Below are 13,793 nucleotides of genomic sequence, written 5' to 3' on the forward strand. Positions count from 1 at the left end.
AAAAGGGCAGGGGAACTTCATGAACAACGAAATCAAGACACGCAGCGGCGGCCAGGTGCTGGTCGACGCCCTGCGCATCCATGGCGTCGAGCGTGCATTCGGCGTGCCGGGCGAAAGCTATCTCGCGGTGCTCGACGCCTTCCACGATGCGGAAGACGCGGTCGAATTCGTCATCTGCCGCCAGGAAGGCGGAGCGGCGTATATGGCCGAGGCCTATGGCAAGCTGACCGGCAGGCCGGGCATCTGCTTCGTTACCCGCGGGCCGGGTGCCACCAATGCCTCGGTCGGCGTTCATACCGCCTTCCAGGATTCCACGCCGATGATCCTGTTCATCGGCCAGGTGGCGCGCGACCAGATGGAGCGCGAGGCATTTCAGGAGATCGACTATCGCCGCATGTTCGGCCAGATGGCGAAATGGATCGTCGAGATTGAGGATGCGGCCCGTATCCCCGAACTCGTCAGCCAGGCGTTCCATCGTGCCGTCAACGGCCGGCCGGGTCCGGTCGTCGTCGCACTTCCGGAAGACATGCTGACCGATGAGGTGGCGGTTGCCGATACGCCGGCGTACAAGCGGGTCGAGGCCTATGCGGGCGAGCAGCAGCTCGATGAGCTCGTCCGGTTGCTCGCGGAAGCGAAGCGCCCGATGCTCGTTGCCGGTGGTGGTGGCTGGACGCAGCAGGCGGTCGCCGACCTCAGGACGTTCTCCGAAGCCTTCTCGCTCTCCGTCGCAGCCTCCTTCCGCTGCCAGGACCTGTTCGACAATAGGCATCCGAACTATGCCGGCGACCTTGGCCTTGCCGCCGGGCCGAAGCTGATCCAGCACATCAAGGCCTGCGATCTCTTGATTTCGATCGGCGCGCGGCTCGGCGAAATGACGACGGGCGCCTATACGCTGATCGACATTCCGGTTCCGAAGCAGACGCTTGTGCACGTCCATCCGGGCGCCGAGGAGCTCGGACGCGTCTATCACGCGGTTTTGCCAATCAATGCCAGCGTGGCCGGCTTCCTGTCGCAGGCGGCGAAGCTAAGACCTGCGGCATCCGCTGCCTGGATGGAATGGACGAGGGCCGCGCATGCGGACTATCTAGAAAACCTGAAGCATCCGGAAATTCCCGGCCCGGTGCAGATGGGCGAGGTGATGGAGTGGCTGCGCGGTCATCTGAAGCCCGACGCGATCCTGACGACTGGGGCGGGAAATTATTCCGCCTGGGCGCATCGCTTCTATCAATACCGGACGTTTCGCACCCAACTCGGCCCAACCAACGGCTCGATGGGATATGGCGTGCCGGCGGCGATCGCCGCCAAGATCACCGCGCCGGACCGGATCGTTGTGGCCTTTGCCGGCGACGGCTGCTTCCTGATGAACGGCCAGGAACTGGCGACCGCGATGCAGTACGACGCGCGTGTCATCGTCCTGGTTATCAACAATGGCATGTACGGCACCATCCGCATGCATCAGGAGCGCAATTATCCGGGCCGGGTGTCCGGCACGCGTTTGACCAACCCGGATTTTGCCGCGCTTGCCCGCTCCTACGGACTGCATGGAGAAACGGTGCAGAGGACCGAGGAATTCGCCCCGGCGTTCCAGCGCTGCGAAGCCTCCGGTAAGCCAGCGCTGATCGAAATCCGCCTCGATCCGGAAGCACTGACGCCGAAAATGAGCCTCACGCAGATCCGCGAACAGGCGATCGCGCTGGGGAGGTAAGAATACGGCTGCTGCCGGACAGATGGGTGACGGTGGCATTCCATCAAGGCGACCTTCAATGGCAGGAGATTGCCGGCTGAGTGAACGCATCCTGCGACAGTGTCGACGAGTTGCCGAAGTCTCCGCAGGCGCGCGAAGAAAATTTGCGAACCTGATCAGTCCGCCGTCTCCACACTTTCAGGCTCGTCCAACATCAGCCGGTATCTGTTGAGGCTCTCCTCGAGATGCACGGCAAGCGCCTGCTTTGCTGCCTTCACGTCGCCCTGGGTGATCGCTGCCAGAATGGCCGCATGTTCCCTGTTGATTTTCTTCAAATAGCCATTGTAGGCGCGCGACGATTGGCGATGTTTCAGCACCAGTTCGAAGTTGATGCTTTCCATGACGGCTTCTAGAAAGCTCGGAAAATGCGGATTGCGGGTGGCGCGGGCGATAGCCAGATGAAAGTCGAAATCCGCGCGCGCTTCGACCTCCGCATCGTCGGTTTTGAGAGTTTCCAAATTATCATAGGCGCGGGCAATCTCCGCGAGAGCTTCCGGAGTGCGCCTGGCTGCGGCCAGAGCGACGGATTGCATCTCGACGCCAAGCCGCAATTCGAGGATCTGCATGGCGGAGCGTATGTCCTCGATGCGGCTGATTTCATAGTTGAGCGTCTTCGCGTCCTTCTCGGTCACATAGACGCCAGCGCCTTGTCGCGCGGTTACGCGTCCTCCCACCTTCAGAGATGTCAGAGCCTCGCGAATGACGGTTCGGGAAACGCCGAATTCCTCACATAGCTGGGCGCTGGAGGGAATTTTCGCGCCGGGAGCGTAGAGCCCGGAGTCGATGCGCTCGGTAAGCTTTGTGACGACGATTTCTGCCAAATTGCCACGTTGCGTGATAATCGACACCTATTTGCTCCGATTGAAAATCCCCCGTTGGCACATATCACATATCGTGCCACGTGCCGCTCGAAATATCTCGTTTCTCGATAAATTGCCTGCCTCGCGGGATTCTCTTCAAAGATGGAGGTGTTGGCCCGCGGCGGAGTCATTTCTCACCGACAAAAACTGCTTGATCTCGCTCCATCCTAGCATATAAGTGATAACATACAAACAAACAGTCAGGAGGCTCGTTGTGAAAGCCCAATCCGTTGTCATCGTGGGGGGAGCTTCGGGCCTCGGTCTCACCACTGCGAAACTGATGATCGCGCATGGAGCGGCGAAGATCGGGCTTATTGACCGCAATGAGGCATTGCTCGCCTCCGCGGCGGCGGAGCTGGAAGCACTCGGCGCGGAGGTGGCGGTAGCGGTTGCCGATATTTCCCGCGCAGAAACGGCTCACAGCGGTTTCGAGACGGTTGCCGGCAAGCTTGACCGCATCCATGCTCTCGTCAACAGCGCAGCGATCTATCCCCGCAAGCCGATCCTGGAAATCACCGACGAGGACTGGGACCGGGAGAACGCCATCAACGTCAAGGGCACCTACCATATGATGGTGGCGGCGGTGCTGCATATGCGCCAGTTCGTGAACGCGCCGGAAGTGACAGGACGCATCGTCAACGTCACCTCCGTCGATGCTTTCAAGGCGCATCCGCAGAATGCCCACTATGCCGCGACCAAGGCGGCGGTGGTCAGCCTCACCAAGTCCTTCGCCCAGGAATGCGCCAAGGACCAGATCCTCGTGAATTCGGTGGCGCCGGCAGGCTTTGCGACGGACCGCGCTAAAGAACTCGGCTTCCTGCCGGAGCTGGCCAAGGCGAGCGCCCTTGGCCGCGCCGCCGAGCCCGTCGAAATGGCCGAATGGATCGTCATGATGGCGTCCAGCCGCAACACCTATGCCACAGGCGAGAATGTCGTCGTCAGCGGGGGCTATATCTATGTCTGACACCTATCGCGTGGCAGTCGTCACCGGCGCGACCAGCGGTATCGGCAAATCGACGGTTTCGGCTCTGCGGCAACGCGGCTTGACGGTTTACGCGGTCGGCCGCAACGAAAGCCTGCTTGCGGAACTGGCAGATGGGTGCGGCGCTGTTCCGGTGCGGGCCGACGTGCGCGATACGGCCGTCATCGCCGAGGCGTTGAAGGATGTTGAAGTCGATATCCTCGTCAACAACGCCGGCATTCTTTCCACCCGCGCCACATTCCACGAGATCGAACCTTCCGAGATCGATGCGATGATCGATATCAATCTCAAGGCCCCGATGCACTTAACGCGCGTCTTCCTGCCAGGCATGGTCGCACGTAAGCGCGGGCATCTGATTTATGTGGGTTCCAGCGGCGGGCGGGCAGCCTATCCCAACATGGCGGTCTATGGACCGTCGAAGGCGGGACTAAGTCTCTTCTGCGACAACCTGCGTTGCGATCTCCTGGGGACTTCCGTCCGCGTCAGCGAAATCGTTCCGGGCCGCGTGGAGACGTCTCTCTATCGGACCTCGATTCCGGATGGTCAGGCAAAGGCCATGCTGTACGACGGATACCGCTCGATTCAGCCAGAAATTATCGCCCGCATCATCAACGATGTCATCGATTTGCCGGTATTTGTCGATGTCGCCCGTGTCGAAGTCTTCCCGACCGATCAGGCAAGCGGTGGCGGCACCATGGTGAAGCACGTGACCGCTTGAGCCGTTCGTTCTCTGGCCCAGGGGGCAAGCAAAGTCAGGACGCAACGACGAGGCGGCGAAGGAAGAGAAGAATCCGGATCTCCTCCAACGCTATCGCCCATTGGCGATCCGTTCCATCGTCGCGGCCAATTCAATGAAGCCGCGGGAACATGCGCAGGCCGCCGCGCCTGAGCCGGCCTATGCCGCCTGCCTGCAGCTTCCTCCAGGATTTCAGTATCCGGGTGAGGATTGAGATAGCTCTCTTGTCGTGAAGCGGTCGCTGAGGGGTTGACTGGCAGCGTGGATCAGAGCGGCCGGCTTTCGTAGCCGGCCGCTCTGAGCGCGTCGGAGATCGCAGTCTTGTTGGCCGCGGTCTCGATGCTGACTTCCTTCTTGCCGAGGTCCACCTTTATTGCCGCGGCGGGATCGACGCCGCGAATCGCCCTTTCCACCACACTTGCGCAATGGCTGCAGGTCATGTCTTCGATCTTGTAGCGGTGCATTTCCTGTCTCCGATTTTCGTTAGGAACCGAAGATGGGGCTTCCCACCGTTGGAAGGTCAAGAGCGCCCGGCGCGCGGTCGATCACTCCGCAGCTTCGACGAAGCGATGGCGCTCGTAGAGGAACTTGAGCACCGCTTCGCGGCATTTCAGGTAGGTGCGATCGGAGGCGAGCTCGATGCGCCGGCGCGGGCGGGCGAGCGGCACGTCGAGGATTTCGCCGATCCGGGCGGAGGGGCCGTTGGTCATCATCACGATGCGGTCGGAAAGCAGGACCGCTTCGTCAACGTCATGGGTGATCATCAAGACCGTGTTCCCGAGCGTCGCGTGGATCTGCATCACCTGATCCTGCAGATGGGCACGTGTCAGCGCGTCGAGCGCCCCGAAGGGTTCGTCGAGCAGCAGCACCTTCGGCTCCATCGCCAGCGAACGGGCGATGCCGACGCGCTGCTTCATGCCGCCGGAGACTTCCGAAGGGCGCTTGTCGGCGGCATGCGCCATCTGCACCAGTTCGAGGTTGCACATGGTCCATTCATGCCGTTCCCGCCTAGTGCGCGTCGCCGAGAACACCTTGTCGACGGCGAGCCGGACGTTTTCATAGACGGTCAGCCAGGGCAACAGCGAATGGTTCTGGAAGACGACGGCGCGGTCCGGTCCCGGCTCGTCGACCACCTGGCCGTCCAGCAGCACGACGCCACTCGTCGCCTGCGTCAATCCGGCGACGATGTTGAGCAGGGTCGACTTGCCGCAGCCGGAATGGCCGATAATCGAGATGAACTCGCCCTTGTCGACCGCGAGCGACACCTGTTTCAGAACCTCGCTGCGGGTGCCGCCACGTTCGAAGGTCTTGTCGATGAGTTCCAGCGAGAGATAGCTCTTGGGCATGAAAAGCCTCCTTTTCTTCAGGCGTTTGCCGTGCCGCGGGCGACTGCGCGGCCGATGAGCGCGATGATGCGGTCGAGGAGGAAACCGACGATGCCGACATAGATTAGCGCCACGATGATGTCGCTGATCAGCGACGAGTTCCACGCATCCCAAATGAAGAAGCCGATGCCGACGCCGCCGATCAGCATCTCGGCGGCGACGATCGCCAGCCATGAGAGACCAATGCCGATCCTCAAGCCAGTGAATATATACGGGGCGGCGGCCGGCAGCATGATCTTGGCGAAATATTCGAAGCCGTTCAGCCGCAGCACCCTGGCGACGTTCTGGTAGTCCTGCGGAATGTTGCGGATGCCGACGGCGGTGTTGATGATGATCGGCCAGATCGCGGTGATGAAGATGACGAAGATCGCCGAGGGGTTGCCGTCCTGGAAGGCGGCCAGCGAAAGCGGCAGCCAGGCGAGCGGCGGCACGGTGCGCAGCACCTGGAAGATGGGGTCGAGGCCGCGCGTGGCGAGCGCGCTCTGGCCGACCAGAGTGCCGAGCGCCACGCCGACGGCGGCGGCCATGGCATAGCCGAGGGCGACGCGCTGCAGGCTGGCGAAGACGTGCCAGAAGAGGCCCTGGTCGACACCCTGACCGACATAGAAGGGATGCGCGATCAATTCCCAGCTCTCCTCGAGCACGCGCGTCGGCGCCGGCAGGCTCGAATCGGGCGAGGCACAGGCGAGCTGCCAAGCGAGGGTGAGGAAGGTCAGCGTCACCAGCAGCGGCAAGAGATTGGTGATGGTTTGAGCGGCAAAGCGCGGCAGGCGGCTGTCAAAGCGCGGTCTTGCCGTAGCCTCGAGAGCAATCACCTGCGCCGAGGACTGCGGCGGCGCCTGCGGTTTGAGCTTCAGATTGGTGGCGGACATGCCCTTCTCCTACGGGTTCTCGGTCGACGGCAGCCGGGACCGGGCCCGGCTGCGATTGCGGCATCAGGCGATGCGGCTGATTGCCAGGCTCTTCAGATAGGCTTCGGGATTGGCGGGATCGAAGACCTTGCCGTCGAAGAAAGTTTCCGGGCCGCGCGAGGTGGAGGGCGGAATGTCGGCGACGCCGAGATCCTTCGCCGCTTCGCGCCAGATGTCCTCGCGGTTGACCTTGGCGATCAGCCCCTTGATATCCGTATCCGGTGCAAGCTTGCCCCAGCGTATGTTCTCGGTGAGGAACCAGGCGTCGTGGCTCTGGAAGGGGTAGGAGGCGTGGTCGCGCCAGAACTTCATGAAATGCGGGCTGTTCTCCACGACCTTGCCGTTGCCGTAGTCGTATTCGCCCTTCAGCCGGTCGACGATGTCCTTCGGCGGCACGTTGAACCAGCTGCGCTTGCCGACGATCTTGGCAAGCTCGTCCTTGTTCGCCATGTCGTCGCACCATTGCGCGGCCTCCTCGACGGCCATGACCAGCGCCTTGGCGGCACGCGGGTTCTTCTCGACCCAATCGGCGCGCATGGCGAAGGACTTTTCGGGGTGCTTGGCCCAGAGCTCAGCGGTATTCACGGCGGTGTAGCCGATCTTCTGGTTGACGAGCTGCTCGTTCCAGGGCTCGCCGACGCAGAAACAGTCCATGGTGCCGACCTTCATGTTGGCGACCATCTGCGGCGGCGGTACGACGATCGTCTCGACGTCCTTGTCCGGATCGATGCCACCGGCGGCGAGCCAGTAGCGGATCCAGAGGTCATGCGTACCGCCGGGGAAGGTCATCGCGACCTTTGCCGCCGCACCCGCCGCCTTCTTCTTGGCGAAGGCGTCCTTCAGCACCGAGGCATCGAGACCGATCTTGAGATCCGCATAGGCCGCGCCGACTGAAATGCCCTGGGCATCGAGGTTGAGGCGGGTGAGGATCGCCATCGGCAGCGGCTGGTTGTTCTGCGTCACCTTGCCGGTCGAGATGAGATAGGGCATCGGCGTCAGGATATGTGCCCCATCGATGCCGGCGCCGGCAGAGCCGAGCACCAGATTGTCGCGCGTCGTTCCCCAGGAGGCCTGCTTCACCACCTCGACTTCGGTCATTCCGTATTTGTCGAAGAAGCCCTTCTCCTTGGCGATGATCAGCGGTGCGGAATCAGTCAGCGCGATGAAACCGAGGATGGCTTTCGCCGTCTCCGGACCAGCCCCCTGGGCAAAGGCCCCGGAGGGCAATAGCGTTTTCGCTGCGCCGACCATGGCGGCCGTCGCGGTCGTCTTCAGCAGGCTGCGGCGAGTAAAGCCGCCGATCGATATCTTGGTCATGCGCACGTTCCCTCAACTTGTTGGCCGGTCGAAAACCGACGAAAAAAACGCCGCTCGGAAATCGCGCTCCGGGGATCGGGAGGTATCCCTTTCGGAGGCAAAGACCGTCGCGACGTCACTGTCCTTCGCAGGCGCATTTCGCCTGAACTTGCTTCAATCGCCGTTGACCGAAGCAAGCACACCAATGCAAGCGTCGTGCCAAACACCGCCAGATCTCGTATGTGGCTGAATTGACGAGGGAAAATTAGCCAATTCCGATATGCCCAAAAATATAGCATGATCTGCAGAAGATGAATTATTGTGCGTTGCACCATCCAGCAATTTTGCATGCCGCGCAAACTATGTGCGCCGTCGCATTTCCTACGGGCAGTAGCGGCGCTCCCAATCGTTGCCTTGCGGCATGACCGACAGCATGCGGTGCTGTTTCGGCCCGGATCGCCTATATTGGTGAGGGCCATTCATCGGCCTCCGCGAGATAGACCGCGATGGCATCGACCGAGTTTCATCTTGTCACGACCTGGGCCGTCGACGCCTCTGTCCAGGATGTCTGGCGGGAGCTCAGCACGCCCGAGAGCTGGCCGGACTGGTGGCCCTCAGTCAATGAGGTCACGCTTCTGCGCCCAGGCGACGAGTCCGGCATCGGCGCCGTGCGTCGGATGAAATGGTCCACCGCTTTGCCCTATGACTTGGCCTTCGACATGGAAACGACCAGGGTTGAACCGCTATCGCTTATCGAGGGCAAAGCTTCAGGCGAGCTCGATGGGACCGGTCGATGGACGCTGCGGCCGGACGGAGCGGTATGCAATATCCGCTACGACTGGATCGTCAAGGTGACGAAACCCTGGATGGTCAGGCTTGCTGTCATCCTGAAGCCCGTCTTCAGCTGGAACCATGACGTCGTCATGGAACGCGGTCGGCAGGGCCTCGTGCGTCGCCTCGCCCGGAGTGCCTGAGCAATTGGCGCTTCGTTCGCGTCTCGCATGTTCACGCCGAAGCGCGTTTGCGTGCATGAGCCCCGAGGCGGCCGAATTCCTATGGAATCCTATTTCTTTCCTCTTGGACCTCTCTCGTCCTATGCGCTTGAGCCATATTCTATTGATCCACGCGCCGCATCGCCTCGATCGCTGCGGCGACGGATATGCACGCCATCGCGATCACCTACCGGGCGGCCGGCGCCGCCTATCGGGGACGCGCAGTCAGTAGAAACAACAGACAGGAATTATCGACATGGACCTTGTCGTATTCGCAATAGGCATCGTGTTCTTCGCCTTATCCTTTGCCCACGTTCGGGCGTGCAGCAACCTCTAGCGGCGGAGTGGAAAGATGCTCGTTCCAGCCGTGTATCACGGCTCAGGCCGCTTGGCATCCAGCCGCCGCATTCTTTGTGAAACGTCGGCGAATATCCGACACGCGCCTCCGGCGAGCACACGCCGTTTCTGACGTCACTTTCCCTTCGACAGCCGTTGCTCTATGACAACGCGGCGGAAGCGAGGGGAGGAACATGAGAAAACTGGTTGCTGGCAAACTTCACGGCATCCACGTGACCGAGGCTAACCTCAATTATCACGGCTCGATCACCTTGGATCCGGACCACTGTGAGGCGGCGGGCATCCTGCCGATGGAGTTCGTTGAGATCTGGAACAAGAACTCCGGCGCGCGCATCTCCACCTATGTCATTCTCGGCGAGCGCGGCTCGCGGTGCTGCATCCTCAACGGGGCGGCCGCCCGCACCTGCCAGCCGGGCGATCAGGTCATCATTTGCAACTCGGTCTATCTCGACGAGAGCCGGCTGACGGAGCTGAAACCGAGGGTGCTGACCTTCGACGAGAACAACCATGTTCGCGATCGCTTGACCTATTCGGTCGAGCGCGACCAGCAGGGCAAGTTTACGTTCAGCATTCTCGATGAAGAGGACAGGAGACAGCCGATCCCGCTTCCGGTGGCAGGAGCATAGCCGACTCTGGAGCGGGGCTCAGGAGGAGACCTCGGCGGCGAGCCAGCTGCGGAAGGCTTCGAGCGGCGGGTGGTTGGCCCGCGACTCGGGCCAGACCAGCCAATAGGCGCCGGAACCCGGAACAGAACGTTTGAGAAGCGGCACAAGGCGCTTTTCCTCTATCTCGACATCGGCGAGATAATCGGGAAGCAGGGCCACACCGAGGCCCGAAATGGCGGCCTGCGTCATCGTGGCGAACTGGTCCAGCAACATTCCCGTGACGCTCGGGGCTTCGGCGCCTTGAGCGGCAAACCAGATCTCCCAGGCGTTCCCGCGTGTCTCCAACTGCAGCAGCGGCAGACCGGCCATGTCGTCGACCGTGCGAACCGGGTGTTCGGAGAGAAGCGACGGAGCGATGCAGGCGGTCAAACGCTCCTCGAAGAGTTTCATGTGCCCCGCGTCGCGCCAATCGTCCGCTCCGAAATGAATGGCTGCGTCGAAACCCTCGGCGGCAAAATTGAACCGCTTGAGGCGCGTCGCAAGATTGATCGTCACGCCCGGATTCCGGGTTAGGAACGTACCGAGCCGCGGCGCCAGCCATCGCGTGCCGAAGGCCGGCAGGATGGCGAGCGACAGGGCGCCGCCGCCCGGATTGGCGGAAAACTCCATGCTGCCGCGCTGGATGAGGTCGAGCGCCCGGGTGACGTCCCGTCCATAGGCCTGAGCTGCTTCGGTCGGAATGAGCCTCTGCCTGTGGCGTTCGAACAGCGGCCGGCCCAATTGCTCCTCGAGGTTCTGGACAAGGCGGCTCACGGTGCTTTGCGTCAGATTGACTTCTCGCGCCGCCCCCGAGATCGAGCCGTTACGCAAGACCGCCTCGAAGGCCGAGAGGAGACTGATGGAGGGAAGAAACCGGCGCGGGCGCATCTGAACTATGTATTCCATACATGGAGACGGCGCAAAGTAGGCTTGCTTCGCCGGAAGAACAATCATTATCTGCATGGAGCGGCGCTTCCCTTTGCAGGGCTTCTGATCGCGCCGCCGGAGCCGAACACCCGCGCGATTCGCATAGCGGAGCTCCGCAGGGAGGAGCCAGGTCAATGGGCAACGTTCGAAGCGGCCGACATCAGTTCTTCGGGGCTCAGCGCCCGGCAAAGATTCTGGCCGTTCTCCTCGACTTCGGTGAAGCTCCAGCGCACGACGCCTTCACGGTCGAGCAGGAAATGGCCGACGAGCTGCATATGATTGGCCAGGCTGACCTGCTTATCGGCGTCCTTGATTTCGTACGGGTCCTTTTCGGCAAGGAGGTCTCCTGCCGCGGGCGGATTCATCGGTTCAGGCAATTCGCCCGGCAGGTCGACGCGCATCTGCATGACCGCGTCCATTCCGATTTTGGTTGGCCAGTCAGTCTCGTTTTCGGTGAACTCGACGATGGGCAAGCCGAAGGCGCGGTGCGATGCGCGGGCCGGATCGGATGCGGCGAGAAGACCAGCGATCGGATGGAAACGGAAGTAGAGACGGGCCCGTTCGACGGGAGTGTTTACCACGGCAAGCGTCTGAACGCCCTTTTCGCGGAGCGCCGGGTTGAGCTGGGCCATCGCCGCCACATGGCGGCGGCAGAACGGGCAATGCAGGCCGCGAAACAGGCCCACAAGCAGCGGGCTGCGGCCGCGAAAATCGTCAAGTGCGATCTTCCCCTCGCGCGAAATCGCGTCGAACACGACGTTCGGCGCCTGATCGCCCGGTTGCAATGGATTGTTGGCAGCGTGCGCAGACATCGGACAAACTCCTCGCGTCAAGGTACGGCCGAGAAAGGCAGTACGGCAGGGCTTCGAGGCCGCTGAATAGGCCTGACCTCTCGCTTTGCCGCACAGCCAGCTTCTGAATTCAGCATGGCCCCACAACGGTCCATGAGCAAGCGCTAAACGACACTGCACGATCCGTTCCCGTGGCCTGGAGGCATGTCCATTTGAGGTTCACTCGATATGTGCAGGGCTGCCGGGCGGGAACATTCCCGAACAGGCGTGGTTATCGGACCACCTGAACGAGGACATGCCACGATGGTCGATCTGCCGGGAAAACGGGGAAGCTGCTGGGTGGCTGGCGCCGGGCCGACGGGCTATTCTCCGCTCGACGGCTCGATCCATGCCGAGACGGTCGTGGTTGGAGGCGGGATCGTCGGGCTTACCGCAGCGCTTCGCCTTTCCGAAGCTGGCCGTTCAGTGATCCTGCTCGAAGCGCTCGAGATCGGCGGGCAGGTGACCGGGCGTTCGACGGCGAAAATCACCACCCAGCACGCCTTGATCTATCGCCACCTCATCGACAGCCTCGGTTTGGCACGGGCGCGTAGCTATGCCGAGGCGAATTCGGCCGGAGCCGCGCTGATCAAGGACTGGATCCGCGACTATGCGATAGCCTGCGATCTCGAGCGCAAGAACGCCTATACCTATGCCACCAGCTCGGCGGGCCGCGAAGCCATCATTGCCGAGGCGGAGACGGCGCGACAGGTCGGGCTCGAGGCACAGGTGCTCGATCGTGCACCGCTGCCTTTCGAGACCACGGCTGCAGTTTGTTTTCCTGGTGAGGCGCAATTCAACCCGGCGAAATATCTCGTCGGATTGGCGCGCGCCGCGGCGGACCGGGGCGCGCGCCTGTTCGAACAGAGCCGAGCGATTCTGATCGACGTGGCGAGCCGCTGGCGCGTGGTCACTTCTGGCGGGACGGTTCATGCGGAACACGTGGTCGTCGCGACCAACATGACGGTCAAGAGCCCCGTCGGCATGGCAAACCGCACACAGCCGCGGTGCCATACCGCGATCGCCTTCCGCGTCGACAGTCCGCTCGCCGTCGATGGCATGTTCATCGGCATCGACGATCCGACACACTCGATCAGAACGGGGAGGGATGACGCCGGCCCCCTGCTTGTCGTGCTCGGTCCGAAGTTCAATACCGGCCAGGACGGGAACGTCGCCGCGCGCTTCATCGAACTCGAGGAGTGGGCGCGGCAGAACCTAGCCGTCGGCGAGCTGGCCTGGCACTGGTGCAACGAGGACTACGACACCGCCGACCGGGTGCCCTATGTTGGCGAACCCGATCCCGAAAAGGCGCCGGGCTTCCATATCGCCACCGGCTTCAACGCCTGGGGCATTAGCAACGGCACCGCGGCCGGCATTATGATCGCCGACACGATCCTTGGCCGCGCCAGCCCCTGGCGGAGCCTTTATGATCCGACCCGGCCTTATCCCAAGGGCTTTCACAAGAATGGCGACAGCCAGTCGATTGTCGGCAGCGCGAGGGACATACGACCGGGTGAAGGCGGCGTCGTCCTGCGCGGCGACGAGAAGCTCGCCGTCTGCCGGGACGATGACGGAACCCTGCGTGCCGTCTCCGCCTCCTGCACCCACAAGGGCTGCACGGTGACTTGGAACAATGCCGATCGGACATGGGATTGTCCCTGCCACGGCTCGATTTTCGCAGCAGATGGATCGGTGATCCACGGTCCGGCCCGCAAGCCGCTTGCTCCGGCGGAGCTATAGCGAGGGCGACGGGCAGTTTCACTGCGACTGACGCTTGAAGATGCCGCAACAGAGCCCTCGCGCCGTAAGAGCGGCATCATGACGAGTTGAAGCGCTTCATCGATGACGCTTCCGGTGCGGGAAGAGCGTCGTGTCGCCTTCATCGATAACGCTCAGGTATGCGCTGATCCATTTGCGAGACGGTTGAAAATTATTCTGAGCCTTGCTTCGTTCTGGTTGGTTCCAGTGCGCTCCCCGACCCATTGTTCCTCAAGTCGCGGGCGCCAATCGCAATCCACCCCCAGCGCATCCCTGGCTTGTGGTCCATTCAACCGATTGAGGAGCGCGATAATGATCTCCCTGTCGCTGATCCCGCAGTCGGAGGATAGGTATTCCCATAAGTCCCTTTG

At 62.0% G+C, this 13,793-nt stretch carries 13 protein-coding genes; 6 read left to right on the forward strand and 7 right to left on the reverse strand.

Annotation, left to right across the window (positions count from 1 at the left end):
* Nucleotides 1–19: 19 nt before the first annotated feature.
* Nucleotides 20–1,705 carry a thiamine pyrophosphate-binding protein gene (locus CO656_RS01485; RefSeq protein WP_097524549.1) on the forward strand — a complete coding sequence of 562 codons (1,686 nt, stop codon included), beginning with the start codon at nucleotides 20–22 and terminating at the stop codon, nucleotides 1,703–1,705.
* A 155-nt stretch (nucleotides 1,706–1,860) separates the two neighbouring features.
* Here the strand turns inward: CO656_RS01485 and CO656_RS01490 are convergent, their stop codons facing one another.
* Nucleotides 1,861–2,592, reverse strand: coding sequence for a FadR/GntR family transcriptional regulator (locus CO656_RS01490; protein ID WP_097524550.1), 732 nt, complete (start codon nucleotides 2,590–2,592; stop codon nucleotides 1,861–1,863).
* A 226-nt stretch (nucleotides 2,593–2,818) separates the two neighbouring features.
* Between CO656_RS01490 and CO656_RS01495 the strand changes: the two genes are divergently transcribed.
* Nucleotides 2,819–3,568, forward strand: a complete 750-nt coding sequence (locus tag CO656_RS01495) for an SDR family oxidoreductase (protein WP_097524551.1) — start codon at nucleotides 2,819–2,821, stop codon at nucleotides 3,566–3,568.
* Nucleotides 3,561–4,304 carry an SDR family oxidoreductase gene (locus tag CO656_RS01500; RefSeq protein ID WP_097524552.1) on the forward strand — a complete coding sequence of 248 codons (744 nt, stop codon included), beginning with the start codon at nucleotides 3,561–3,563 and terminating at the stop codon, nucleotides 4,302–4,304. Before CO656_RS01495 ends, CO656_RS01500 begins: the two co-directional genes overlap by 8 nt.
* 284 nt (nucleotides 4,305–4,588) lie before the next feature.
* On the opposite strand, the gene CO656_RS01505 is transcribed toward CO656_RS01500, so the two are convergent.
* From CO656_RS01505 to CO656_RS01520, 4 genes are all read right to left on the reverse strand, one after another.
* The gene (locus CO656_RS01505) at nucleotides 4,589–4,786 is read right to left on the reverse strand and encodes a heavy-metal-associated domain-containing protein (protein WP_037416928.1); all 198 of its coding nucleotides are present in this window, start codon (nucleotides 4,784–4,786) and stop codon (nucleotides 4,589–4,591) included.
* An 81-nt stretch (nucleotides 4,787–4,867) separates the two neighbouring features.
* Nucleotides 4,868–5,668 (reverse strand): ABC transporter ATP-binding protein, encoded by an 801-nt coding sequence (locus tag CO656_RS01510; protein WP_097524553.1) that lies wholly within the window; start codon nucleotides 5,666–5,668, stop codon nucleotides 4,868–4,870.
* A gap of 17 nt (nucleotides 5,669–5,685) precedes the next feature.
* Nucleotides 5,686–6,579: a nitrate ABC transporter permease gene (gene ntrB / locus CO656_RS01515; protein WP_097524554.1), complete on the reverse strand. Its 894-nt coding sequence runs from the start codon at nucleotides 6,577–6,579 to the stop codon at nucleotides 5,686–5,688.
* A 63-nt stretch (nucleotides 6,580–6,642) separates the two neighbouring features.
* A complete protein-coding gene (locus CO656_RS01520; RefSeq protein ID WP_037416934.1) occupies nucleotides 6,643–7,935 on the reverse strand; it encodes a CmpA/NrtA family ABC transporter substrate-binding protein in 1,293 nt (430 codons plus the stop codon).
* 485 nt (nucleotides 7,936–8,420) lie between these two features.
* Between CO656_RS01520 and CO656_RS01525 the strand changes: the two genes are divergently transcribed.
* Nucleotides 8,421–8,888 carry an SRPBCC family protein gene (locus CO656_RS01525; protein ID WP_097524555.1) on the forward strand — a complete coding sequence of 156 codons (468 nt, stop codon included), beginning with the start codon at nucleotides 8,421–8,423 and terminating at the stop codon, nucleotides 8,886–8,888.
* A gap of 548 nt (nucleotides 8,889–9,436) precedes the next feature.
* Nucleotides 9,437–9,889, forward strand: coding sequence for an aspartate 1-decarboxylase (gene panD / locus CO656_RS01530; RefSeq protein WP_037416938.1), 453 nt, complete (start codon nucleotides 9,437–9,439; stop codon nucleotides 9,887–9,889).
* Between the two features lie 18 nt (nucleotides 9,890–9,907).
* Here panD and CO656_RS01535 read toward each other — a convergent pair whose 3' ends face one another.
* Together CO656_RS01535 and CO656_RS01540 are read right to left on the reverse strand one after the other, a co-directional pair.
* Nucleotides 9,908–10,795 carry a LysR family transcriptional regulator gene (locus CO656_RS01535; RefSeq protein WP_037416992.1) on the reverse strand — a complete coding sequence of 296 codons (888 nt, stop codon included), beginning with the start codon at nucleotides 10,793–10,795 and terminating at the stop codon, nucleotides 9,908–9,910.
* A gap of 170 nt (nucleotides 10,796–10,965) precedes the next feature.
* Nucleotides 10,966–11,646 carry a redoxin family protein gene (locus CO656_RS01540; protein WP_097524556.1) on the reverse strand — a complete coding sequence of 227 codons (681 nt, stop codon included), beginning with the start codon at nucleotides 11,644–11,646 and terminating at the stop codon, nucleotides 10,966–10,968.
* Between the two features lie 282 nt (nucleotides 11,647–11,928).
* Here CO656_RS01540 and CO656_RS01545 point away from each other — a divergent pair, with 282 nt between their 5' ends.
* The gene (locus CO656_RS01545) at nucleotides 11,929–13,404 is read left to right on the forward strand and encodes an FAD-dependent oxidoreductase (RefSeq protein WP_097524557.1); all 1,476 of its coding nucleotides are present in this window, start codon (nucleotides 11,929–11,931) and stop codon (nucleotides 13,402–13,404) included.
* Nucleotides 13,405–13,793 lie beyond the last annotated feature (389 nt).

Origin of the sequence: Sinorhizobium sp. FG01 (assembly GCF_002531875.1) — a bacterium.
Taxonomy (GTDB): Bacteria; Pseudomonadota; Alphaproteobacteria; order Rhizobiales; family Rhizobiaceae; genus Sinorhizobium; species Sinorhizobium fredii_C.